Origin of the sequence: Rathayibacter sp. AY2B3 (genome assembly GCF_002931755.1) — a bacterium.
In the GTDB taxonomy this organism is placed as follows: Bacteria; Actinomycetota; Actinomycetes; order Actinomycetales; family Microbacteriaceae; genus Rathayibacter.
Map to the genome: position 1 here is coordinate 21,194 of NZ_PSUG01000032.1, position 22,346 is coordinate 43,539.

Below are 22,346 nucleotides of genomic sequence, written 5' to 3' on the forward strand. Positions count from 1 at the left end.
TGCGTTTCTCCTCTGATCTCGGTGAGTGCAGCTGCGCTGCCGGAGTCTTCTCCAGCGCACCCGAGAGAGGTGATCGTCCCGTCCACGTCGTGCCTGCAGCACGGCGCTCGCACCCTGTGACGCGGTTCCCGAGGCGGACCTCGAGAGCCGCAGCCCTGCCTCCGGTGGTCTGACGACCCTCGGGGGCGGAGTGCTTCTGACCCGGTAACCTTGTGAAGCGGTCAAGCGCGGGTGGGAGAATCTCCACTTTCGAACCGAGGACATGCCTCGGAGCCCGGACAACCATAGCAGACTGGCGGCCCGCCCGACAGAGCGGATCCGGCCGCCCCTCGATCCGCCGCTCCGGCGGCCGCGCCCCTCCACCACGGACGACGAACGAAGGACCCATGGCCCAGTACGACGACGACTACACGCGACGATTCGGCGAGGACGGCGGAGCCTCCGACGTGGAGGCGGCCCGCGACATCGCGGAGGTCCCGGCGGTGGAGATCATCACCACCGCGGCCGTGCACCTGATGAGCGCGGCCGCCGTCAAGTGCGGGCTCGCCGACGAGCCCGGAGCGCAGGTCGACCTCGACGAGGCCCGCAAGCTCATCAACGCGCTCGCGGGCCTTGTCACGGCCGGCGCGCCCGACATCAGCGACATGCACGCCCGGAGCCTGCGCGACGGCCTCCGCACCCTCCAGCTCGCGTTCCGCGAGGCCTCCCCCATCGCCGACCCGATCGGCAAGGGCCCGGGCGAGAAGTGGACCGGCCCGGTCACCTGACCGGGAGTCAGCGGGCGGCGGCGAGCTGCAGCGTCATCGAGTCGACACGCTGCGCGACGGTCTCGTCGGCCGCCCACCGTGCCCCCAGTCGCGCGACCAGGGCTCCGAGCGCGTCCTGATCGAGCCCCGGGCGCAGGCTCAGCACCACCACGAGCTCGGGTCCCGCGAGGCGCTGCTCCGGGTCCCCTGCGCGCACCTCGAGCGAGGCGACCGCCCGCTCCCCCTCCGCAGCTGCGCGCAGAGCCCGGAGCACCTCCGCATCGGCGTGAGCGGGCCGCCAGTCGCCGCCCTCCGCGATCGCCCAGAGGGCCGGGCGCCGGACCGCGAACTCCCGCTCGGACGCGGGGTCGAGGACCATCACCTCGGTGCCCTCCGCGACGGCCGCCAGGGCCGCGCGGCGCCCGTCGACCGGGACGGGACGGGCCGCGGGGTCCCACCGGCGCATGCTCTCGACGCCGCTGAAGACGGGGAGCACCGTGCGGCCGTCGGGTCCGGCGACCGTCACGATCGCGAGCTCCTGCGTCTTGTCCGCCCGGAGTCCCCCGACGCCCTCGGCCTCCTCGCCGAGGCGGGCGACCAGGGGGATGAGCAGGCGGGACGTGCGGAGCGCGTCGACCACGGCCTCCGGGCCGCGCGCAGCACGGGCGAAGGACTCGAGCGCGGCGACCAGCGCCTCCGGAGCGCTCCCGTCGTCCTCGGGCGCGGCGCTCGGCTCGAAGTGCCGACCCGCCCAGGGGGTGCCGGCCGAGTCGGTCAGATGCGCCGGGAGCGGGCGGGGCTCACTCGGATGCGACATCCAGGGCCTCCGCGAGCGTGAACGCGCCCGCGTACAGCGCCTTGCCGACGATCGCGCCCTCGAGGCCCTGCGGCACGAGGTCGCGCAGAGCGGCGATGTCGTCGAGGTTCGAGATGCCGCCCGAGGCGATCACGGGCCGGTGGGTGCGGGCCATAACCTGCTCGAGGAGCTCGAGGTTCGGGCCCTTGAGCGTGCCGTCCTTGGTGACGTCGGTGACGACGTAGCGGGTGCAGCCGGCCTCCTCCAGGCGGTCGAGGACCTGCCAGAGGTCACCGCCCTCCTTGGTCCAGCCGCGCGCGGCGAGCGTGGTGCCCCGGACGTCGAGCCCGACGGCGATCTGGTCGCCGTACTGCGCGATGACGCTCGCGGCCCACTCGGGGTTCTCGAGCGCCGCGGTTCCGAGATTGATGCGCTTCGCGCCGGCGCTCAGCGCCGACTCGAGGCTCCGGTCGTCGCGAATCCCGCCGGAGAGCTCGACGTTGACGCCCTTCACCTGGCGGATGACCTTCTTCATGATGCCGTGGTTGTCGCCGCGGCCGAAGGCGGCGTCGAGGTCGACGAGATGGATCCACTCCGCGCCCTGGTCGGCCCAGTCGCCCGCGGCGTCGATGGGGTCGCCGTAGTTGGTCTCGGTCCCGGCCTCGCCCTGCGTGAGCCGCACGGCCTTGCCGCCCGCCACGTCGATCGCGGGCAGGAGGACCAGGCCCGGGGCCTTGGTGAACTCGCTCATCGTCATCCTCAGTCTCGGAGCCGGTGCCGGCCCCTGGAGGCGCCGACCACCGGCCGATCCTAGTTCGTGCGGAGGGTGCCCAGCCAATTGGCGAGGAGCCGGAGCCCGGCGGCGCCCGACTTCTCGGGGTGGAACTGGGTGGCCGAGAGCGGCCCGTTCTCGACCGCGGCGATGAAGGGGCCGCCGTGGTCGGCCCAGGTGACGGCGGGACGCGGGAACGGCGGCATCACGTCGAGCGACCACTCGCGGGCGCCGTAGGAGTGCACGAAGTAGAAGCGCTCCTCGGCGATGCCGTCGAACAGCACCGAGCCCTCGGGGGCGGAGACGGTGTTCCAGCCCATGTGCGGGACGACGTCGGCCGGGAGGAGGTCGACCGTCCCGGGCCACTCCCCGAGGCCCTCGCTCTCGACCCCGCGCTCGACGCCGCGTTCGAAGAGCACCTGCATCCCGACGCAGATGCCCAGGACGGGGCGCCCGCCGGCGAGGCGCTTCTCGATGATCTCGCCGCCGCGGGCGCGGGTCAGCGCCGACATCACGGCGTCGAACGCGCCGACGCCGGGGACGAGGAGGCCGTCCGCCTCCAGAGCCCGCTGCCGGTCCCCCGTCAGCTCGACGTCGGCACCGGCGAGCTCGAGCGCCTTGACGGCGGAGTGCACGTTCCCCGAGCCGTAGTCGTAGACCACGACGGAGGGACGTGCCGAGCTCACAGCGCGCCCTTCGTCGACGGCACGCCGGAGACCAGCGGGTCGAGTGCCTTCGCCTGGCGGAAGGCGCGCGCGAACGCCTTGAACTCCGCCTCGGCGATGTGGTGCGGGTCCCTGCCGCCGAGCACCGTGATATGCACGGTGAGGCCGGCGTTGAAGGCGATCGCCTCGAAGACGTGGCGCACCATCGATCCGGTGAAGTGGCCGCCGATCAGGTGCAGCGCGAAGCCCTCCGGCTCGCCGGTGTGCACGAGGTAGGGGCGCCCCGAGATGTCGACGACCGCCTGCACGAGCGCCTCGTCGAGGGGCACGAGAGCGTCGCCGAAGCGGGAGATCCCGGCCTTGTCGCCGAGCGCCTGCCGGATGGCCGTGCCGAGCACGATGCCGATGTCCTCCGCCGTGTGGTGGATGTCGATCTCGATGTCGCCGCGGGCACGGACGCGCAGGTCCGTGAGCGAGTGCTTCGCGAACGCCGTCAGCAGGTGGTCGAAGAAGGGCACGCCGGTCTCGAGGTCGGCGACGCCCGTGCCGTCGAGGTCGAGGGAGAGCTCGATGCTCGACTCGCTGGTGGCACGGCTGAGGGAGGCGGTGCGCCCGGGTGCGGCGCTCGGGGAGGTCATGCCTCCCAGTCTATTCGCGCCGCGTCACCGCCCCCGGGCGGAGCTCACTCGCGCGAGAGCGCCACCGCGGGGTCGGCTGACGGGGCGGGGAGGGAGGCGAGCGCCTCGAGGAACGCGGTCGTCTCCTCCTCCGTGCCGGCGCTGACGCGGAGGTGGTTCGGGATGCCGACGTCGCGGATGAGGACCCCGCGGGCGAGCAGGCCCTCGAACACGGCGGCCGGATCCGCGACGCCGCCGAAGAGGACGAAGTTGCTGCCGGTCGCGTACGGACGGTAGCCGAGGGCGCGCAGGCCGTCGATCATCCGGTCGCGCTGCACAATGATCTCGCCGACCATCGCGAGCATCTCGTCGGCGTGAGCGAGAGCGGCGGTCGCGGCGGCCTGGGTGAGGGCCGACAGGTGGTACGGGAGGCGGACGAGGCGGAGCGCGTCGATCACCGCGGGGTCGGCGGCGAGGTAGCCCAGACGGACGCCGGCGAAGGCGAAGGCCTTGCTCATGGTGCGGGACACGAGCAGGCGCGGTCGGCCGGGGAGGAGGCTCAGCGCGGTCGGTGCGCCCCTGCCGGCGAACTCGGCGTACGCCTCGTCGACCACGACGACGCCGTCGGTCGCGTCGTAGACCGCCTCGATCACGGCGAGGTCGAGCGGCGTCCCGGTCGGGTTGTTCGGAGCGCAGAGGAAGACGATGTCGGGCCGGGCCCGGCGCACCTGCTCGGCGGCGTACTCGGCTCCGACCTCGAACTCCGCCTCGCGCGGAGCGGGGATCCACTCCGTTCCGCTCCCCGACGCGAGGATCGAGTACATCGAGTAGGTGGGCGCGAAGCCCAGAAGCGAGCGCCCGGGACCGCCGAACGCCTGCAGGACGTGCTGGAGCACCTCGTTCGATCCGTTCGCAGCCCACACTCCGTCCGCGGTGAGCCCGTGACCGAGGTAGCCCGCGAGGGAGTCACGCAGCTCCCGGAACTCGCGGTCGGGGTACCGGTTGACGGTCCGCAGCGCCTCGGAGACCCGCTCGACGATGTCGGCGATCACGTCGTCCGGAACGGGATGGGTGTTCTCGTTGACGTTGAGGGCCACAGGCACGATCTCCTGGGGCGCGCCGTACGGGTGCTTGCCCCGGAGGTCGTCGCGGAGGGGCAGATCGTCGAGAGTCGTCACCAGGGAATGGTAGCGAAGCGCCCGACCGGGCCGCCCGGGTCAGCGAGCGGTGTCGTACTCGGCCGGGACGGCGAGGCGCTGCCCGGGCTCGACGCCCGCGCTCGAGAGCTGGTTGAGGGAGAGGATGTCATCGACCACGTCGCGCGGGTCCGCCTGCGGGGCGAGCTCCTCGGCGAGCGACCAGAGCGACTCGCCCGCGTGGACGGTGACGTACTGGAACTCGACAGCCGCGGCATCGCTCGACGCGACCGCGCCGCCGCCGTTGAGCCCGAAGGCGAAGGCGCCCGCCACGATCGGCAGGGCACCCAGTGCGGCGACCACGACGCGGCCGCGACCGGTGAGGCGCAGGCGGGTGCGGACGACCCGCGGTCCGGAGGACGCGTTCATCGGCTCGGGAGCGGACGGCAGGGCCTCGACGGGCCGAGCCGCGGACGAGTGCTGCAGCGGGCGGGAGGTGAGCTGTGCGGTCATGAGATCGCTCCTTTCGACAGGGATTCGGGGAGGCCCTCGGCCGGGAGGGCCACCCCGAACGCCTGTACCGAACATATCTTCGAACGACGGGACGGTCAAGAGACCCACCCGGCCGATCCGCGTGCGAACTCGCGCGCGACACACTCGAACGAATGTTCCGAGTCGGGAGTTCCGGCGGATACAGTTTCGAGAGCCTGGTCGTAGTACAGCAGCGACCACCGACATTCCTTGTCGGGTCGCGACCGGGCGGGCGCGCACGCGGCGTGCGCACCGGGAAGAGGGAGCATCGTGAGCGACGCGCAGACGGCCGGGACGCCGGCCGCCAAGACGAAGGCGGCCACCGGACGGCGCCGGAAGAGCCTGAGCGCCAAGCAGCTCGCGATCCTCGACGCGATCCAGCGCTCGGTGTCGAGCCGCGGCTACCCGCCGAGCATGCGCGAGATCGGCGACGCGGTCGGCCTCGCCTCGCTGTCGAGCGTCACCCACCAGCTCAACCAGCTCGAGCTCAGCGGCTACCTGCGCCGCGACCCCAACCGGCCCCGCGCCCTCGAGATCCTCATCGACGTCCCCAGCTCGACGGAGGACGACGGGTCGTTCGAGTCGACCGCGACGGTCGGCGACGCGGCGATGGTCCCCCTCGTCGGCCGGATCGCGGCGGGCGTGCCGATCATGGCCGACCAGCAGATCGACGAGGTGTTCCCGCTTCCCCGCCAGCTCGTCGGCAAGGGCGAGCTCTTCATGCTCAAGGTCGTCGGCGAGTCGATGATCGACGCCGCGATCTGCGACGGGGACTGGGTCGTGGTCCGCTCGCAGCGCACCGCCGAGAACGGCGAGATCGTGGCGGCCATGCTCGACGGCGAGGCCACCGTCAAGGTGCTGCGCCAGCGCGACGGCCACACCTGGCTGCTCCCCCGCAACTCCAACTTCGAGCCGATCCTCGGCGACGAGGCCGAGGTGCTCGGGAAGATCGTGGCGGTCCTCCGCTCGGTCTGACCCCGCGCAGCCAGGAGGGGCCCGACCGGCTGCATACCGGTCGGGCCCCTCCTGCGTTCGGCTGGCACCGGCTGATCGGGCCGCGTGCCCGCCGTCGCGGCCGCGGGAAGGCTGTGGAGGTCCGCCGCCGTTCCGTCTGCGTGTCCTCGGACCGCCGCCGCGGGTCGATGGCGCGGGACGCCGCACCTCCCCTCGGACGCACGGAGCGCCCGCCTCCCTGACGGGGAGACGGGCGCTCGGGTGGTGGCGATCAGGCCTGGACGGCCGCCCGTGGAACTGCGAACTCGGTGAGCGAGCCCGCCAGATCGGCGTGCACGAGGGCGACCACGTGGGTGCCGCCCTCGACGTACTGGGTCGACAGGATCCGCCCGCTGCGGTGCAGGTGAGAGATCACGTCGCCGCGGTCGTACGGCACGAGCAGGTCGATCTCGACGTCGGGCTCGGGCAGGATCTCGGCGATCCGCGCCTCCAGCTCGTCGATGCCCTCGCCGCTGCGCGCCGACACGAAGACCGCGTCCGGAGCGAGACCGCGCAGCACCAGCCGCGTGCCCTCGTCCACGAGATCGGCCTTGTTGAAGGCGATGATCTCGGGGATGCTCCGGGCGCCCACCTCGCCGATCACGTCGCGCACGGTGGCGATCTGCCCGGCGGGATCGGGGTGGGAGGCGTCCACGACGTGGACGATCACGTCGGAGTCCGCCACCTCCTCGAGCGTCGACCGGAAGGCCTCGACGAGCTGGTGCGGAAGCGCTCGCACGAAGCCGACGGTGTCGGCGAGCGTGTAGAGGCGCCCGTCCTTCGTCTGGGCCTTGCGGACAGTGGCGTCGAGGGTCGCGAAGAGCGAGTTCTCGACGAGGACGCCCGCGTGGGTCATCCGGTTCAGCAGGCTCGACTTGCCGGCGTTCGTGTAGCCCGCGATCGCCACCGAGGGAACGGAGTTGCGCTTGCGGTTCGCGCGCTTGGCCTCGCGAGCGGGCTTCATCGCCGTGATCTGCTTCCGCAGGCGTGCCATGCGGGTGTGGATGCGGCGGCGGTCGAGCTCGATCTTCGTCTCACCCGGACCGCGCGAGCCCATTCCGGCCCCCGCGCCCACCTGGCCTCCGGCCTGGCGGGACATCGACTCGCCCCAGCCGCGCAGTCGCGGGAGCAGGTACTCGAGCTGCGCGAGCTCGACCTGCGCCTTGCCCTCGCGGCTCTTCGCGTGCTGGCTGAAGATGTCGAGGATCACCGCGGTGCGGTCGATCACCTTGACCTTCACCACGTCCTCCAGCGCGCGGCGCTGGCTCGGAGCGAGCTCGGTGTCGGCGACGACCGTGTCGGCGCCGAGGGCCGCGACGAGCCCCGCGAGCTCCTGGGCCTTGCCCTTGCCGAGATAGGTGCTCGGGTCGGGATGCGGTCGGCGCTGGAGCAGGCCGTCGAGGACCGTCGCTCCCGCCGTCTCTGCGAGCGCGGCGAGCTCGTGCAGCGAGTTCTCCGCGTCCTCCAGCGAGTTCTGCGAGTACACGCCGATGAGCACGACGTTCTCCAGGCGCAGCTGGCGGTACTCGACCTCCGTGACGTCCTCGAGCTCGGTGGAGAGGCCGGCGACGCGTCGCAGCGCCTGCCGGTCATCGCGGTCGAACTGCTCGCCGTCGCTGTTCTCGCCCTCGTGGCCGGCGCTCTGCAGCGCCTGGGCTCCACCCGCGACGAAGCGCGAGTACCCTGCCGAGCGCGACTGCGCGTTCGCCAGGACCCTCGAGACGACGTCCACGGCCTCGGTCGTGTCGGTCTCGTTCAGGTCTTCCGTCATCCGGATAACACTAACTCCTCAGGTGTTGATAGGTTCACTTCTCATGGCCGCCGAGCACTACTTCTCGAGTACTCCCGACGGCGACCTCCGGCCCCGCAGGATCCCGGTCCGCCTGGCCGGCCGCGACCTCGAGGTCACGACGGCAGGAGGGGTGTTCAGCCCCGGTCACGTCGATCTCGGCACGCGCGTCCTGCTGGACGCAGTGCCCGACGCCCCCGCTGACGGGGACCTGCTGGACCTCGGCTGCGGCTGGGGTCCGATCGCCCTCGCGCTCGCCCTCGCCTCCCCCGACGCCCGGGTGTGGGCGGTCGACGTCAACCAGCGGGCGCTCGAGCTGGTCCGTCGCAACTGCGAGGAACTCGGCGTCCTCAATGTCAACGCCGTGCTGCCCGAGGATGTTCCCGACGACGTGCGCTTCCGCTCCGTGTGGTCGAACCCGCCGATCCGCATCGGAAAGGAGGAGTTGCACCTCCTGCTCGAGCGCTGGCTGCCACGCCTCGAGGAGGGCGCGGACGCCTGGCTCGTCGTGCAGCGCAACCTCGGCTCCGACTCGCTGCAGTCCTGGCTCGCCACCGCGTTCGCCGGACGGCTCGACGTGCAGCGCGTCTCCTCGGCGAAGGGCTTCCGCGTGCTGCGGACGACCCGTCTGGCCTGACCCGGCCCTCAGTCGATCCGGATCGTCCCCGTGAAGACGAGGTCGGCCGGACCGGAGAGCCCGACGTGCTCGCCCTCCTCCGCCGCGAACATCGTCACGCCGAGCGTGCCGCCCGGGACCTCGACGCGCCAGGCCTGCGGAGCGCGGGCTCCCGCCCAGTAGCGCACGGCCAGCGCCGCCGCCGCGGCACCCGTGCCGCAGCTCAGGGTCTCGCCGCTGCCGCGCTCGTGCACCCGCATCCGGATCCGCCCGATGCCGTCGTGGACCAGGGGCTCGCCGGGGACGACGAACTCGACGTTCGCGCCGTCCTCGGGCTCCGGGTCGAGCTGCGGGATGTAGGAGAGGTCGGCGGAGTCGAGCTCCTCGTCGTTGCTGAGGGCGACGACCACGTGCGGATTGCCGAGGTCGATCCCGATGCCGGGGCGCGCGACCTTCAGCTCCTTCGCCCGCACCAGGGGCTCGCCGCCCGCCAGCTCCCAGCGGCCGAGGTCGACCTGGAATCCGGCTCCGCTGCGGGTCACGTCGCGGACGCCGGCGCGGGTGCCGATCGGCAGGGTGTCGCCGGGCTCGAGCGTCGCCAGGCCGCCCGCGAGCAGGAACGCGGCGTAGACGCGGATGCCGTTGCCGCACATCTCGGCGAGGGAGCCGTCGGCGTTGCGGTAGTCCATGAACCATTCCGCCTCGCTCTCCTCGGCCAGGGCCGCCGACCCCTCCGGGATCGCCCGGGAGCGGACGGCTCGGATCACGCCGTCGGCGCCGACGCCGAAGTGGCGGTCGCAGATCATCGCGATCTGCGCGGGCGAGAGGTCGACCTCACCGTCCGGGTCGCTGAAGAGCACGAAGTCGTTGCCGGTGCCCTGGCCCTTGGTGAAGTGCAGCTCGATCGTCATGGCGCACAGCCTAGCGAGGAGCGGGTGCGGCGGCCTGGGCGACGGCGTGCGCCCGCGACGCCAGGTCCGGCGCGTCGTACGGGAGCCGGTGGGCGCCGGCGTAGCGCCGGAACCAGCTGTTCTGCCGGCGGGCGTAGCGGCGCGTGAGGGCCTGCGTGGCCGCGATCGCCTCCTCCTCACGGAGGACGCCGGCACGCTGGGCGAGCGCCTGGGCGTACCCGATGGCGCGGCCGGCGGTGACGCCGCGCTCCAGGCCGAGAGGGACGAGCCGCTCGACCTCGTCGAGCATGCCGGCCGCCCACATCCTCTCCACCCGTCGGTCGAGGCGCTGCACCAGCTCCTCCCGCGGAGCCTCGAGGAACAGGATCGAGGCGGGACGCCACGGAACCGGCTCGTCGGACATCAGCGCGCTGTGCGTGCTCCCGCCGGTCAGCTCCGCGATCTCGAGCGCGCGGACGATGCGCCGGGCGTTGTGCGGACCGATGCGCGCGGCCACTCCGGCGTCGATCCGGCGCAGCCGCTCGACGAGGACGCCCAGGCCCTCGCGCTCGGCGGTCTCCTCGAGGCGGCGCCGAACCTCCGGGTCCGTTCCCGCGAAGGAGAACTCGAAGACGACGCTGGAGACGTACAGGCCGGAGCCCCCGACCAGGATCGGCGTCGCTCCGCGCGCCAGCACGCTCTCGATCACCCGCCGCGCCTCGCTCTGGTATCGGGCGACCGACGCCTCCTCCGTCACGTCGAGGACGTCGAGCAGATGGTGCGGGACGCCCCGCCGCTCATCGACGGGGAGCTTCGCGGTGCCGATGTCCATCCCGCGGTAGAGCTGCATCGCGTCGGCGTTCACGATCTCGGCGGCGCCGCCGTCCTGCCGGATCGCCCCGGCGAGATCGAGCGAGAGGTCGGACTTGCCCGTGCCGGTCGCGCCGACGACCGCGATCAGCTCCGGCGCAGGATCGGGGGCTCCGGCCTCAGCGCTCGCCATCGAGGGCGTCGTAGATCGGCGTCGTCAGCGTGCCGGCGTCGCGCACGCGCAGAGACGGCAGCCCCAGGGAGACCCGGGGCGCACCGCTCGCACCCGGGGCGGCCGGAACCCCGCAGGACTCGGTCTGCGCCCGGTCCCAGGCGTCGCCCGCGCGGGTGCGGCGGATGCGGAGCGGCGCGCCGTCGGAGGAGTCCGCCAGGAGGTAGAAGGGCGCGGCGCGGGTGACCCGGACCGAGACCACGTCTCCGGGACGCGGCTGCTCGGAGCCCTGGGGCACGTCGAAGTGCACCAGGCGGCTGTCCTCGGCGCGTCCGCTCAGGCGGTGGGTCTCCGAGTCGCGGCGCCCCTCGCCGGTCGCGACCAGGACCTCGACCTCGCGGCCGACGACCGTGCGGTTCTCCTGCTCGCTGATCGCGTCCTGCAGGGCGACGAGCCGCTCGTAGCGCTCCTGGACGATCGCCTTGGGGATCTGGTCGGGCAGCGTCGCGGCCGGCGTGCCGGGCCGGATGGAGTACTGGAAGGTGAAGGCGGAGGCGAAGCGGGCCGCCTCGACCACCCGCAGGGTCTCCTGGAAGTCGGCCTCGGTCTCGCCGGGGAAGCCCACGATGATGTCGGTGCTGATGGCCGCGTGCGGGATGCGGTCGCGCACCCGGTCGAGGATGCCGAGGAACCTCTCGGAGCGGTACGAGCGGCGCATCGCTTTGAGGATGCGGTCGGAGCCGGACTGGAGCGGCATGTGAAGCTGCGGCATCACCGCCGGGGTCTCGGCCATGGCGTCGATCACGTCGTCGGTGAACGCGGCGGGATGGGGGCTCGTGAAGCGGATCCGCTCGAGTCCGTCGATGGTGCCCGCGGCGCGGAGCAGCTTCGAGAACGCCTGACGGTCGCCGAACTCGACGCCGTAGGAGTTCACGTTCTGACCGAGCAGCGTGACCTCGATGGCGCCGTCGTCGACGAGTGCCTGGATCTCGGCGAGCACGTCGCCGGGACGCCGGTCCTTCTCCTTGCCCCGCAGCGAGGGCACGATGCAGAAGGTGCAGGTGTTGTTGCAGCCGACCGAGATCGAGACCCAGCCGCTGTAGGTCGAGTCCCTCTTGGTGGGGAGCGTGGAGGGGAAGACGTCGAGCGACTCGAGGATCTCGAGCTGCGCCTCGTCGTTGTGGCGGGCCCGCTCGAGCAGGCTCGGGAGTGCGCCCATGTTGTGCGTGCCGAAGACGACGTCGACCCACGGGGCGCGGTCGAGGATGACGTTCTTGTCCTTCTGCGCGAGGCAGCCGCCGACCGCGATCTGCATCCCCTCGTGACGGCGCTTCACCGACGCGAGGTGGCCGAGGTTGCCGTAGAGCTTGTTGTCGGCGTTCTCGCGCACCGCGCAGGTGTTGATCACGACGACGTCGGCCTCGGCTCCGTCGGCGGACACGTAACCCGCCGCCTCGAGCGAGCCGCTCAGCCGCTCCGAGTCGTGCACGTTCATCTGGCACCCGAACGTGCGGACCTCGTAGGTCCTCGGCCGGGTCTCGGCGACGGGCGTCGGGGCGGTACCGAGCGTGCTCATGGTGTGGGATTCTACGCTCCGGTCCGACCGCTCCCGGCCCGCCGCGTCAGCGGAAGCGGACGCTGGACCCCGGCTTGCGGATCGTCTCGCGGACGACGCGCTGCACGAGCCCGCCGGCGTAGCCGCGCCGCGCGAGGAACCCCGTGAGGCGGCGCTCGGCGACCTCGTCGGACAGCGAGCGCAGGCTCGGCAGCCGCTTGCGCGCGAGCTCGAGCGCCGTGCGGTACTCGTCGTCGCCGTCCAGCTCGTCGAGCGCGGACGCGATCGCCTCGGGGTCGATCTTCCGCGCGCGCAGCTCCTGCTGGATCGAGGAGCGGCCGAGCTTCTTGCGGTCGCGCAGCGAGACGACCAGCTGCTCCGCCATGCGGAGGTCGTCGAGGTAGCCGAAGCGCGTGAAGCGCTCGAGGATCTCGAGCGCGTCCTTCTCGGCCACGCCCTCCGTGTAGAGGCGCGCCTCGACCTCGGCGACGGACAGGCTCTTGCGCGAGAGTCCGCGCACGATCCGATCCGCGACCTGCTCAGGGTCGATCTCCTCGGGGACCTCGATCGGCTCGCCGTCCTCCGTGTCGTCCGCGTCCTCGACGAACGCTGGTGCACGTCGGGCGACGTGGGCCGACAGCTCGGCGATCCGCTCGGAGGAGTGCGACGCACGTTCGTCAGGAGCAGTGGATTCCGACCCGGCGACCGCGGCCTTCCGGCCGGCAGGCCTCGGGGCCTCGGCGACCTGCGACGAGGCCTCGGGCGGTCGCCCCGCGGACTCGGGACCATCTGAGTCCGGAGCAGCCGGAGCCCAGCCCTCGTCGCCCGCCTCACCCCGGTCGACCCAGGGCAGGAAGGCCACGGGGCGGCCCTTCGCCCCCTCCGCGGCCTTCTCCGCCACGGGCTAGGCGCCCTTGCGCACGGGCTGCTTGGTCTCGATCGCGACCGGAGCGGCCTCGACGGCCGCGTTCGGGTCGACGATCACGCCGAGCTTGACCAGGATGCGCTTCTCGATCTCGGCGGCCACATCGGGGTTGTCGATGAGGAACTGGCGCGCCTTCTCCTTGCCCTGGCCGAGCTGGTCGCCGTCGTAGGTGTACCAGGCGCCCGACTTGCGGACGATCTCGTGCTCGACGCCGAAGTCGATCAGGCTGCCCTCGCGGGAGATCCCGACTCCGTAGAGGATGTCGAACTCGGCCTGCTTGAAGGGCGGGGCCATCTTGTTCTTCACGACCTTGACGCGGGTGCGGTTGCCGACCGCGTCGGTGCCGTCCTTCAGCGTCTCGATGCGGCGGATGTCGAGGCGGACCGACGCGTAGAACTTGAGCGCCTTGCCGCCCGCGGTGGTCTCGGGGCTTCCGAAGAAGACGCCGATCTTCTCGCGCAGCTGGTTGATGAAGATCATCGTGGTGTTGGTGGTGTTCAGTCCGCCGGTCAGCTTACGCAGCGCCTGGGACATGAGGCGGGCCTGCAGGCCGACGTGGGAGTCGCCCATCTCGCCCTCGATCTCGGCTCGCGGCACGAGGGCCGCGACGGAGTCGATCACGATGAGGTCGATCGAGCCCGATCGCACGAGCATGTCGGCGATCTCGAGCGCCTGCTCTCCGGTGTCGGGCTGCGACACGAGGAGGGAGTCGATGTCGACGCCGAGCTTCTTGGCGTACTCGGGGTCGAGCGCGTGCTCCGCGTCGATGAAGGCGGCGATGCCGCCGTTCCGCTGGGCGTTCGCGATCGCGTGGAGCGTGAGAGTCGTCTTTCCGGAGGACTCGGGGCCGTAGATCTCGACGATGCGGCCGCGGGGAAGCCCGCCGATCCCGAGCGCGACGTCGAGCGCGATCGAACCGGTCTGGATCACCTCGACGGGGGCGCGGTCGTCGCTGCCGAGGCGCATGACGGCGCCCTTGCCGAACTGGCGGTCGATCTGGGCGAGTGCGGTCTCGAGGGACTTCTCGCGGTCGGAGGAACTGGGCATGGCCGTCTCGCTCTCGTGTTCGTGGTGGTGTCGCCTACAGGCTGTCGCGACATGCCGGTGGCTGTCGGAGTGACAGTGCCGGCCGGCTGCGACAAGGCGGTGAAGCAGGTCCGTTCAGGTGTCTCCGACGGTACGCCCGACCACCGACATCGGGGCCGAGCGAGAGCGACTCCGTGGAGACGGGGCCGTTCCTGCTTCTGTGGAGGAGCCTAGACCCGTTCGAACACGGATTCGAGCATGAGCCGTCGGCGTGTCGAACACGGCTTCGGCGGCGGGCACGTCAGCGGTGGCGTCTCCGCGGATCCACGCCGTGCCACCGCGCCTCGGGGACGTCGTTGGCGCGGCAGAGTGCGAGCCAGACCTCGCGCGGCTCCGCTCCGTCCGCGAGGGCGCGCTCGGCGGTACGGCCACCGAGCTCGGTCAGCACGAGGTCGGAGACCAGGACACGGGCGTAGGCGCCGCCGAACTCGTCGTCGACCAGCTGCCGGAACTCGCTCAAGCGCATGCGTCCACGGTAGCCGCTGCCCGGGAGCGGCACTCCCCCGGGAACGCCGAAGGGCGCCCGGCCGGAGCCTGGGCGCCCTTCGCGTGGAACGGGGTGCGGTGAGTGGAGGAGGACGGGAGCCGACTACTGCGTGACGAGGTCCGCGTCGAAGCCGGCGACCATGTCGGCCGGGATGGTGTCGGGGATGGTGTCGATGCCCTCGATGACGGCGAGACGATCGCCGACCTCGCGCATGATCACCGAGATGGGGGTGTCGAGGGCGTCGGCGACAGAGGCGAGGATCTCCGAGGAGGCCTCCTTCTGACCGCGTTCGACCTCGCTCAGGTAGCCGAGCGCAACGCTCGCCTTGCTCGCCACCTGACGGAGCGTACGACCTTTCTGCAGGCGAAAGTCCCTGAGGACATCGCCGATCTCCTGACGAACTAGAACCACTGGACCCTCCTTCTCCACGTCAACCGCATGTCGTGCACCTGCACCGCGAGCACGGGCGCCGGAGGACTCCGGAGCGGGTGATCGGGGGGCTGGGACGAGAGAACCGGATAGCTGTTCACTACCCGGTTCGTATGGAGTCGACTCTAATACCGGATGACTGGACTTTGCGTGTGAGCGACACCAGATGTAACCGGGCCGCAATGCGGCGCATTCCGATTCCCGGAAGGCCCCGGCTGGGTATCCGCCTCATGCCCCGCGGGCGAGCAGCTCCGCGCCGAGGGCGAGGGCCGCGTCGACCGAGGCGGCGCGGATCGCGGCGCGGTCGCCGTCGAACCGGTGCTCGCGGACGAGCTCGTCCTCGCCGAGGACGGCCGCCACGAAGACGGTGCCGACAGCGGCATCACCCTGCGGATCCGGACCGGCGACTCCCGTGGTCGCCAGGCCGAGCGTCGGCCGCCCGTCGGCTGCGAGCCGCGAGGACGCTCCGCGCGCCATCTGCACGGCGACTCCGGGATCGACGGGCCCCCGCTCGTCGAGGACCCGCGCGTCGACCCCGAGGAGCCGGTCCTTGAGGTCGGTGGCGTAGCTCACCACTCCCCCGCGGTACACGGCGGAGGCGCCGGGCACCTCCACCAGGGCCGAGCTGAGCGCACCGCCGGTGAGGGACTCCGCGACGGCGAGGTCGACGCCCCGCCGCCGGAGCTCGGCGATCAGATGCGCAGCCGTCACCGCGTCGACCGGGCGGCCCGGCTCTGGCGGGCGGCGTCGGCGAGGTAGTCGATCCCGGTGGCGACGGTGAGGACCACGGCCGCGGTCATCGTGATGCCGTTGAGCCAGTGGACCCACTCGCCGAGGACGGCCCAGAGCGGCAGCAGAGCGAGGGAGATCGCGATCGACTGCACGATCGTCTTGAGCTTGCCGCCCCGCGACGCCGGGATCACCCGGTCCGAGAGCACGGCCATCCGGAACACCGTGATGCCGATCTCGCGCACCAGGATGACGATCGTCACCCACCACGGCAGTTCCGCGAGGATCGAGAGCCCGACCAGCGCCGCCCCGGTGAGCACCTTGTCGGCGATCGGGTCGAGGAGCTTGCCGAGATCGGTCACGAGGCCCCGGCTGCGGGCGATGTGCCCGTCGATCCCGTCCGTGGCGATGGCGACGATGAACAGCAGCGCCGCCGCGATCCGGATCCCGCCGTCCTGCCCCCCGTCGGCCAGCAGGAGCCAGAAGAAGACGGGCGCCAGCAGGATCCGGACGACCGTGATCGCGTTCGGCAGGTTCCAGTTGCCCGGCGCGGCCGGAGCCGGTGCGGTGGGGTCGGTCATCGTGCTCCGCCGTTCGTCGCAGTGCGGGCGACCGGGACGGTCACTCGCGTCCCGTCAGAGTCCAGGCGTCCTCGCCGGACCCCTCGTCGTCGTCGTGGTAGTCCGTGGCGGCGGGCCCCGTCGGCTCGGCCAGCGGATCCGCGTAGGGGTCCGGGGCGACCGAGGACGGCGCGGCCGGCGCCTCGCCCGGGTCCTCGCCGCGCATCCGCGCGAGGACGCCCTGCAGCTGCTCGGCGGTGACCAGCACGTCGCGGGCCTTCGACCCCTCGGAGGGACCGACGACCTCGCGCGACTCGAGCAGGTCCATCAGGCGGCCCGCCTTGGCGAAGCCGACGCGGAGCTTGCGCTGCAGCATCGAGGTCGAGCCGAACTGCGTGCTGACGACGAGCTCCGCCGCAGCGACCAGCAGCTCGAGGTCGTCCCCGATGTCGGAGTCGATCTCCTTGCGCTGCGCCTGGACGGTGATGTCCTGGCGGTACTCGGGCTGCGCCTGGCGGGTGACGTGCTCGACGACCTTCGCGATCTCGTCCTCGCGGACCCAGGCGCCCTGGACGCGCATCGGCTTGTTGGTGCCCATGGGGAGGAAGAGGCCGTCGCCCTGCCCGATGAGCTTGTCGGCTCCCGGCTGGTCGAGGATGACCCGCGAGTCGGTCACGCTGGTCACCGCGAAGGCGAGGCGGCTGGGCACGTTCGCCTTGATGAGGCCGGTCACGACGTCGACGCTCGGCCGCTGCGTGGCGAGCACCAGGTGGATGCCCGAGGCGCGCGCGAGCTGCGTGATCCGCACGATCGAGTCCTCGACGTCGCGCGGGGCGACCATCATGAGGTCGGCGAGCTCGTCGACCACCACGAGGAGGTAGGGGTACGGCTTGAGGACGCGGCTGCTGCCGGCGGGGAGCTTGATCTCGTCGGCGCGGACGGCCGCGTTGAAGTCGTCGATGTGGCGGAACCCGAACGACGCGAGGTCGTCGTAGCGCATGTCCATCTCCTTCACGACCCACTGCAGCGCCTCGGCCGCCTTCTTGGGGTTCGTGATGATCGGAGTGATCAGGTGCGGCACTCCGCCGTAGATGGTGAGCTCCACGCGCTTGGGGTCGATCAGGACCATCCGCACGTCCTGCGGGCGCGCGCGCATGAGCAGGCTCGTGATCATCGAGTTGACGAAGCTGGACTTGCCGGAGCCGGTGGAGCCGGCGACCAGGAGGTGCGGCATCTTGGCGAGGTTCGCCACGACGTAGCCGCCCTCGACGTCCTTGCCGACGCCGATGGTCATCGGGTGCGTGGACGTCGTCGAGGCCGGCGAGCGGAGGACGTCGCCCAGCGAGACGATCTCGCGGTCGGTGTTGGGGATCTCGACGCCGATCGCGCTCTTGCCCGGGATCGGGGAGAGGATCCGGACCTCGTTGCTGGCGACCGCGTAGGAGAGGTTCTTGCTGAGCGCGGTGACGCGCTCGACCTTGACTCCCGGGCCGAGCTCGATCTCGTAGCGGGTGACGGTCGGGCCACGGGAGAAGCCGGTGACGGTCGCGTCCACGTTGAACTGCTGCAGCACCTCGGTGATGGCGCGGACCATCTCGTCGTTGGCCGCCGAGCGCGCCTTGGAGGGCGTGCCCGTCGAGAGGGCGGCCGCCGAGGGGAGGCGGTACGGCGCGTCGTCCTCGAACGAGGAGTCGAAGCCGGCGGTCGGGTCCTCCTCGGCGAGAGGAGCGATCGGGCCGGTCTCGATGACGGGCGGGATCGGGACGGCGGGCGCCACGTCGAGGCGGTCGAGACGGATGACCTCGGTCGCGTCGTCGTCGACCACTCCGGTCGCGCCGCGGGACGCGCCCGTCTGCTCGAAGCGGGCGAGCGCCGCCTCGGCGGTCTCGGCCTCGGCCAGCACCTCGGTGGCGTAGGAGCGGGTCGGCGGGTGGGCCTCGTCGTCGCGCTCCTCGAGCGCGGAGTCGAAGCCCTTCGCGCGGCCGCGGGCGGGCGCGGTGCCCTCGATGACCTCGGTGAAGGAGTCGATCGGGAGCTCGGTCTGCACGGTCGGCTCGTCCTCGCGCCCGGACTCGGTGCGCCGCCACCAGGGCAGCTCTCCGCCGTCCTGCTGCGCGTCCTCCTCCTGCTCGGCCTCCGCTTTCGCCGCGGCCTTGGCGGCGGCCCGCTCGGCCTTCAGGCGTGCGCGCTCCTCATCGTCGAGCACGGGGGCGCCGAAGAGGTAGCCGTAGAGCTCCCGCGAGCGCGCGCCGATGCGGTTCGGCGGGGTCTTGGTGATGATGAACAGCGACAGCAGGATCACGAGCGACAGCAGCACGGTCGCGCCCGGGACGGTGGCGATCGCCGCGAGCGGGGCGCCCACGAGCCAGCCGAGCACGCCTCCCGCTGCCGCCATGGTCTCGATGCCCTGCCCCGGCTGCGGCAGGCCGAGGTGCGCGTGGCAGATGCCGGCGGAGGCGACGAGCAGCGTGATGACGCCCACGCCGATCCGCCCGTTGTCGTCGACGGACCGGGGGTGCCGGAAGAGCCAGAGGGAGAAGAGGAGCAGGACGACCGGCAGCACGTAGGCGACCCGGCCGAAGAAGCCGCCGAAGCTCCACGCGTCGAGAACCAGAGCGACCGGGTCGGTCGCGAGGAACCACTCGACGACCGCACCCGCGACGGCCAGCAGCAGCAGGAGGAAGGGGACGCCGTCGCGGCGCTCCTCCTTCGCCAGGCGCTCGGGACCGAGGGCGCGCGCCGCGCCGCCTGCGAGGTGGGCCAGCGCCATCCAGAGCCGCACGGCGGGGTTGGTGCGCGGGGCGGACTCGAAGGCCACCGTCTTCGTCTCGGCGGCCGCCTTGCCCGAGCCCCGGCCGGATCGCGGCGCGCCGGAGCGCGGAGTCGCGCTGCCGCGCCCGCGCGAGGTCGTCTTGGTACTGGTCGCCATGAGGCCACCGTACCCGCCGCCCCCGTCAGGGCCGGTGACCCGCGCCGGGACGGCCGACGCCGATCAGCCGCCGGCCCGGGAGGGTCAGGCCTCGATGACGAGCGGCACGATCATGGGCCGGCGGCGGTAGGAGGTGTTGACCCAGCGGCCGACGACGCGACGGACGGCCTGCGAGAGCGCGTGCTGATCGCTCGCCCCGTTGCGCACCGCCTCCTCGAGCGCGGCGGCGATCCGCGGCTTGACCTCGTCGAAGACGCTGTCGTCCTCCGCGAAGCCCTTCGCGTGGATCTCGGGGCCGACGACGATCCGCCCCGTGCCCGCCTCGACCACCACGATGATCGAGATGAAGCCCTCCTCGCCGAGGATCCGCCGGTCCTTGAGGTCGGCGTCGGTGATCTCGCCCACCGACGATCCGTCGACGTAGACGAACCCCAGGTCGAGCCGTCCGACGACTGTCGCCCGCCCGTCGAGCAGGTCGATCACGGTGCCGTCCTCGGCGATGATCGTGTTCTCCTCCGCGATCCCGGTCTCGCGCGCGAGCTGCGCGTTCGCGACCAGGTGCCGGTACTCGCCGTGCACCGGCATCACGTTCAGCGGCTTGAGGATGTTGTAGCAGTAGAGGAGCTCGCCGGCCGCGGCGTGCCCGGACACGTGCACCTTCGCGTTGCCCTTGTGCACGACGGTCGCTCCGAGCCGGGTGAGCCCGTTGATGACCCGGTACACCGCGTTCTCGTTGCCGGGGATGAGGCTGGACGCGAGGATGACGGTGTCGCCCTCGCCCGGCTCGATCTGGTGGTCGAGGTTGGCCATCCGGCTGAGGACGGCCATCGGCTCGCCCTGCGACCCCGTGGACATGTAGACGATCCTGTCCTCGGGGACGTCGCCCGACTTCTTCATGTCGACCAGGACGCCCGGGGGGACGTGGAGGTAGCCGAGGTCCGCCGCGATGCGCATGTTGCGGACCATGGAGCGGCCGAGCAGCGCCACGCGGCGGCCGGTGGCGTGGGCCGCGTCGAGCACCTGCTGCACCCGGTGGACGTGGCTCGAGAAGCTCGCGACGATGACGCGGCGGGTCGCCCTGGCCATGACGCTCTCGATGACCGGGCCGATGTCGCGCTCGCTCGGCGTGAAGCCGGGGACGTCGGCGTTGGTGGAGTCGACCAGGAACAGGTCGACGCCCTCCTCACCGAGGCGGGCGAAGGCGCGCAGGTCGGTGATCCGGCCGTCGAGCGGCAGCTGGTCCATCTTGAAGTCGCCGGTGTGCAGCACCGAGCCCGCGTCGGTGACGATCGACACGGCCAGCGCGTCCGGGATCGAGTGGTTCACGGCGACGAACTCGAGCTCGAAGGGCCCGAGGTTCTCGACGTCCCCCTCCTTCACCGTGAGCGTGTAGGGCGTGATCCGGTGCTCCTTGAGCTTCGCCTCGACGAGGGCGAGCGTGAGGGTGGAGCCGATCAGCGGGATGTCGCGCTTCAGCCGGAGCAGGTAGGGGACGGCGCCGATGTGGTCCTCGTGACCGTGGGTGAGCACCACTCCGACGATGTCGTCGAGCCGGTCCCGGATGGGCGTGAAGTCCGGGAGGATCAGGTCGACGCCCGGCTGGTCCTCCTCCGGGAAGAGCACGCCGCAGTCGACGATCAGGAGCCTGCCGTCGATCTCGAAGACGGTCATGTTGCGGCCGATCTCGCCGAGACCGCCGAGAGGGATGATCCGCAGCGTTCCCGGCGCGAGCGGGGCGGGGATGATCACGGGACCGGGCATGCGCCCTCCTTCTCCAGCGGTGCTTTCTCGGGACGTGCCGCTCGGGCTCAGCGGGTGGTGCCGGCGACCTTCGGGAGGGCGCCGCCGGCCGCGGCGTTGCGGTCGGGCCGGAAGTTGCGGAAGTCGACGCCCGGGATGTCGCGGACCAGGCCGAGCTCGTCCTCGATGAGCGCCGCCTCCGACTCCTCCGGGCCGACCAGGGGCAGCCGCACGCGCGGAGAGGAGATGCGGCCGAGGCCGTGCAGGATGTACTTCGCGGCGACGGTCCCGGGGACGTGCGTCATCACGGCGCGCACGAGCGGCTCGAGCTGCTGGTGCGCGCGGGTGGCCGCGTGGAGGTCGCCCGCGTTCACGGCGTCGACGATGGTGCGGTACGGCGCGGCGGCGATGTTCGCCGTGACGCCGATGAGCCCCGTGGCGCCGATGGCGAGCTCGGGGAGCACGTTCGCGTCGTCGCCGCAGAAGTACATCAGGTCGGTCTGGTTGAGCACGCGGCTGACCTCGGAGAGATCGCCCTTCGCGTCCTTCACGGCCAGGATGTTCGGGTGCTTGGCCGCCCGCAGGATGGTCTCGTAGCGGATCGGCACGCCGGTGCGGCCGGGGATGTCGTAGAGGATGACCGGCAGGTCCGTCGCGTCCGCGATCATCCGGAAGTGCGTGAGCACGCCCGCCTGCGTCGGCTTGTTGTAGTACGGGGTGACGATCATGTTGCCGTCGGCGCCGGCCTTCTCGCTCTGACGGGCGAGCTGCATGGCGTGGGCGGTCTCGTTGGAGCCGCCTCCCGTGATGATCTTCGCGCGGCCCCCGGCGACCGAGCGGCCGACCTCGACCAGGCGGATCTTCTCCGGGTCGGTCAGGGTGCTGGTCTCGCCCGTGGTCCCGGTGACCACGATGCCGTCCGCGCCCGCTGCGATGCAGTCGTCGATGTGCTTCTCGACACCGGGCCAGTCGACCTCGCCGTCGGCGGTGAACGGGGTGACCAGGGCGACCAGGACCTGGCCGAAGGGATTCTCCGGAGTTGACACGCTGCCAGGGTAGCGGGTCGCCGCCGCGCCGCTCCGGTGGGTTCGGGTGTGCCGTCTGGGCGGTGCCGTCTGCAGGGGGCGGCGCGATCTGCAGGAGGCAGTGCGATCTGCAGGAGGCAGTCCGATCTGCAGGAGGCAGTGCGATCTGCAGGAGGCAGTGCGATCTGCAGGAGCTCTCCGCGATTAAGGGCGTTCTTCCGCCCAACGCCTCGGCCGCGCGGAGGATCCCCTGCAGATCGCACCTGCAGACGGCACACCTCCCTGCAGACGGCACACCTCCTCGCAGACGGCACACCTCCCTGCCGGCACACCTCCCTGCAGACGGCA

22 protein-coding genes are annotated in these 22,346 nt (G+C 71.8%); 3 read left to right on the plus strand and 19 right to left on the minus strand.

What is annotated here, in order from left to right:
* Window positions 1-386 precede the first annotated feature (386 nt).
* Window positions 387-767 carry a DUF1844 domain-containing protein gene (locus tag C5C24_RS11635; RefSeq protein ID WP_104313470.1) on the plus strand — a complete coding sequence of 127 codons (381 nt, stop codon included), beginning with the start codon at window positions 387-389 and terminating at the stop codon, window positions 765-767.
* 7 nt (window positions 768-774) lie between these two features.
* Here the strand turns inward: C5C24_RS11635 and C5C24_RS11640 are convergent, their stop codons facing one another.
* From C5C24_RS11640 to C5C24_RS11665, 6 genes are read right to left on the minus strand one after another with little or no spacing between them, the layout of a single operon-like run.
* A complete protein-coding gene (locus C5C24_RS11640) occupies window positions 775-1,563 on the minus strand; it encodes an SseB family protein (protein WP_104276101.1) in 789 nt (262 codons plus the stop codon).
* Complete coding sequence (gene priA / locus C5C24_RS11645; RefSeq protein ID WP_104276102.1) at window positions 1,547-2,293, minus strand: bifunctional 1-(5-phosphoribosyl)-5-((5-phosphoribosylamino)methylideneamino)imidazole-4-carboxamide isomerase/phosphoribosylanthranilate isomerase PriA; 747 nt, start codon at window positions 2,291-2,293, stop codon at window positions 1,547-1,549. Before priA ends, C5C24_RS11640 begins: the two co-directional genes overlap by 17 nt.
* Window positions 2,294-2,352: 59 nt before the next feature.
* Entirely contained in the window at window positions 2,353-3,000 is a 648-nt protein-coding gene (gene hisH / locus C5C24_RS11650) for an imidazole glycerol phosphate synthase subunit HisH (RefSeq protein ID WP_104276103.1), read from the minus strand.
* On the minus strand, window positions 2,997-3,617 hold the full coding sequence (hisB, locus tag C5C24_RS11655) for an imidazoleglycerol-phosphate dehydratase HisB (RefSeq protein WP_104276104.1): 621 nt from the start codon (window positions 3,615-3,617) through the stop codon (window positions 2,997-2,999). Before hisB ends, hisH begins: the two co-directional genes overlap by 4 nt.
* A gap of 44 nt (window positions 3,618-3,661) precedes the next feature.
* Window positions 3,662-4,777: a histidinol-phosphate transaminase gene (locus tag C5C24_RS11660; RefSeq protein WP_104305014.1), complete on the minus strand. Its 1,116-nt coding sequence runs from the start codon at window positions 4,775-4,777 to the stop codon at window positions 3,662-3,664.
* A 36-nt stretch (window positions 4,778-4,813) separates the two neighbouring features.
* Window positions 4,814-5,245 carry a LysM peptidoglycan-binding domain-containing protein gene (locus C5C24_RS11665; protein WP_308470832.1) on the minus strand — a complete coding sequence of 144 codons (432 nt, stop codon included), beginning with the start codon at window positions 5,243-5,245 and terminating at the stop codon, window positions 4,814-4,816.
* 288 nt (window positions 5,246-5,533) lie between these two features.
* On the opposite strand from C5C24_RS11665, the gene lexA reads away from it, so the two are divergent.
* Complete coding sequence (lexA, locus tag C5C24_RS11670) at window positions 5,534-6,238, plus strand: transcriptional repressor LexA (RefSeq protein ID WP_104305015.1); 705 nt, start codon at window positions 5,534-5,536, stop codon at window positions 6,236-6,238.
* A 250-nt stretch (window positions 6,239-6,488) separates the two neighbouring features.
* Here lexA and hflX read toward each other — a convergent pair whose 3' ends face one another.
* Window positions 6,489-8,027 (minus strand): GTPase HflX, encoded by a 1,539-nt coding sequence (hflX, locus tag C5C24_RS11675; protein ID WP_104276107.1) that lies wholly within the window; start codon window positions 8,025-8,027, stop codon window positions 6,489-6,491.
* A 43-nt stretch (window positions 8,028-8,070) separates the two neighbouring features.
* Between hflX and C5C24_RS11680 the strand changes: the two genes are divergently transcribed.
* Window positions 8,071-8,682, plus strand: coding sequence for a class I SAM-dependent methyltransferase (locus tag C5C24_RS11680; protein ID WP_104305016.1), 612 nt, complete (start codon window positions 8,071-8,073; stop codon window positions 8,680-8,682).
* A gap of 8 nt (window positions 8,683-8,690) precedes the next feature.
* Here the strand turns inward: C5C24_RS11680 and dapF are convergent, their stop codons facing one another.
* The 12 genes from dapF to dapA form a co-directional block, all read right to left on the minus strand.
* Window positions 8,691-9,572, minus strand: a complete 882-nt coding sequence (gene dapF, locus C5C24_RS11685) for a diaminopimelate epimerase (protein ID WP_104276109.1) — start codon at window positions 9,570-9,572, stop codon at window positions 8,691-8,693.
* Between the two features lie 10 nt (window positions 9,573-9,582).
* The gene (gene miaA, locus C5C24_RS11690) at window positions 9,583-10,554 is read right to left on the minus strand and encodes a tRNA (adenosine(37)-N6)-dimethylallyltransferase MiaA (RefSeq protein ID WP_104276110.1); all 972 of its coding nucleotides are present in this window, start codon (window positions 10,552-10,554) and stop codon (window positions 9,583-9,585) included.
* Complete coding sequence (gene miaB / locus C5C24_RS11695; RefSeq protein ID WP_104305017.1) at window positions 10,541-12,109, minus strand: tRNA (N6-isopentenyl adenosine(37)-C2)-methylthiotransferase MiaB; 1,569 nt, start codon at window positions 12,107-12,109, stop codon at window positions 10,541-10,543. Before miaB ends, miaA begins: the two co-directional genes overlap by 14 nt.
* A 46-nt stretch (window positions 12,110-12,155) precedes the next feature.
* On the minus strand, window positions 12,156-12,950 hold the full coding sequence (locus C5C24_RS11700) for a regulatory protein RecX (protein ID WP_181135529.1): 795 nt from the start codon (window positions 12,948-12,950) through the stop codon (window positions 12,156-12,158).
* 42 nt (window positions 12,951-12,992) lie between these two features.
* Window positions 12,993-14,060, minus strand: coding sequence for a recombinase RecA (gene recA / locus C5C24_RS11705; RefSeq protein ID WP_104224475.1), 1,068 nt, complete (start codon window positions 14,058-14,060; stop codon window positions 12,993-12,995).
* Between the two features lie 280 nt (window positions 14,061-14,340).
* Complete coding sequence (locus C5C24_RS11710) at window positions 14,341-14,565, minus strand: DUF3046 domain-containing protein (protein ID WP_104276113.1); 225 nt, start codon at window positions 14,563-14,565, stop codon at window positions 14,341-14,343.
* A 123-nt stretch (window positions 14,566-14,688) separates the two neighbouring features.
* Window positions 14,689-14,997 carry a helix-turn-helix domain-containing protein gene (locus tag C5C24_RS11715; RefSeq protein WP_068207524.1) on the minus strand — a complete coding sequence of 103 codons (309 nt, stop codon included), beginning with the start codon at window positions 14,995-14,997 and terminating at the stop codon, window positions 14,689-14,691.
* A gap of 246 nt (window positions 14,998-15,243) precedes the next feature.
* Window positions 15,244-15,726, minus strand: a complete 483-nt coding sequence (locus tag C5C24_RS11720; RefSeq protein WP_104276114.1) for a CinA family protein — start codon at window positions 15,724-15,726, stop codon at window positions 15,244-15,246.
* Window positions 15,723-16,325, minus strand: coding sequence for a CDP-diacylglycerol--glycerol-3-phosphate 3-phosphatidyltransferase (gene pgsA, locus C5C24_RS11725; protein ID WP_104276115.1), 603 nt, complete (start codon window positions 16,323-16,325; stop codon window positions 15,723-15,725). Before pgsA ends, C5C24_RS11720 begins: the two co-directional genes overlap by 4 nt.
* Before the next feature lie 40 nt (window positions 16,326-16,365).
* Window positions 16,366-19,233, minus strand: a complete 2,868-nt coding sequence (locus tag C5C24_RS11730) for a DNA translocase FtsK (RefSeq protein WP_104305018.1) — start codon at window positions 19,231-19,233, stop codon at window positions 16,366-16,368.
* Between the two features lie 84 nt (window positions 19,234-19,317).
* The gene (locus C5C24_RS11735; protein ID WP_104305019.1) at window positions 19,318-20,994 is read right to left on the minus strand and encodes a ribonuclease J; all 1,677 of its coding nucleotides are present in this window, start codon (window positions 20,992-20,994) and stop codon (window positions 19,318-19,320) included.
* Window positions 20,995-21,041: 47 nt separating this feature from the next.
* Complete coding sequence (gene dapA / locus C5C24_RS11740; RefSeq protein ID WP_104224469.1) at window positions 21,042-22,019, minus strand: 4-hydroxy-tetrahydrodipicolinate synthase; 978 nt, start codon at window positions 22,017-22,019, stop codon at window positions 21,042-21,044.
* Window positions 22,020-22,346 lie beyond the last annotated feature (327 nt).

What these genes read in the sequence shown, in the direction of transcription:
- C5C24_RS11635 (WP_104313470.1), top strand. Translation starts at nt 387, where the DNA reads ATGGCCCAGTACGACGACGACTACACGCGACGATTCGGCGAGGACGGC.
- C5C24_RS11640 (WP_104276101.1), bottom strand. Translation starts at nt 1,563, where the DNA reads ATGTCGCATCCGAGTGAGCCCCGCCCGCTCCCGGCGCATCTGACCGAC.
- priA (WP_104276102.1), bottom strand. Translation starts at nt 2,293, where the DNA reads ATGAGCGAGTTCACCAAGGCCCCGGGCCTGGTCCTCCTGCCCGCGATC.
- hisB (WP_104276104.1), bottom strand. Translation starts at nt 3,617, where the DNA reads ATGACCTCCCCGAGCGCCGCACCCGGGCGCACCGCCTCCCTCAGCCGT.
- C5C24_RS11665 (WP_308470832.1), bottom strand. Translation starts at nt 5,245, where the DNA reads ATGACCGCACAGCTCACCTCCCGCCCGCTGCAGCACTCGTCCGCGGCT.
- hflX (WP_104276107.1), bottom strand. Translation starts at nt 8,027, where the DNA reads ATGACGGAAGACCTGAACGAGACCGACACGACCGAGGCCGTGGACGTC.
- C5C24_RS11680 (WP_104305016.1), top strand. Translation starts at nt 8,071, where the DNA reads ATGGCCGCCGAGCACTACTTCTCGAGTACTCCCGACGGCGACCTCCGG.
- dapF (WP_104276109.1), bottom strand. Translation starts at nt 9,572, where the DNA reads ATGACGATCGAGCTGCACTTCACCAAGGGCCAGGGCACCGGCAACGAC.
- miaA (WP_104276110.1), bottom strand. Translation starts at nt 10,554, where the DNA reads ATGGCGAGCGCTGAGGCCGGAGCCCCCGATCCTGCGCCGGAGCTGATC.
- miaB (WP_104305017.1), bottom strand. Translation starts at nt 12,109, where the DNA reads ATGAGCACGCTCGGTACCGCCCCGACGCCCGTCGCCGAGACCCGGCCG.
- recA (WP_104224475.1), bottom strand. Translation starts at nt 14,060, where the DNA reads ATGCCCAGTTCCTCCGACCGCGAGAAGTCCCTCGAGACCGCACTCGCC.
- C5C24_RS11710 (WP_104276113.1), bottom strand. Translation starts at nt 14,565, where the DNA reads ATGCGCTTGAGCGAGTTCCGGCAGCTGGTCGACGACGAGTTCGGCGGC.
- pgsA (WP_104276115.1), bottom strand. Translation starts at nt 16,325, where the DNA reads ATGACCGACCCCACCGCACCGGCTCCGGCCGCGCCGGGCAACTGGAAC.
- C5C24_RS11730 (WP_104305018.1), bottom strand. Translation starts at nt 19,233, where the DNA reads ATGGCGACCAGTACCAAGACGACCTCGCGCGGGCGCGGCAGCGCGACT.
- C5C24_RS11735 (WP_104305019.1), bottom strand. Translation starts at nt 20,994, where the DNA reads ATGCCCGGTCCCGTGATCATCCCCGCCCCGCTCGCGCCGGGAACGCTG.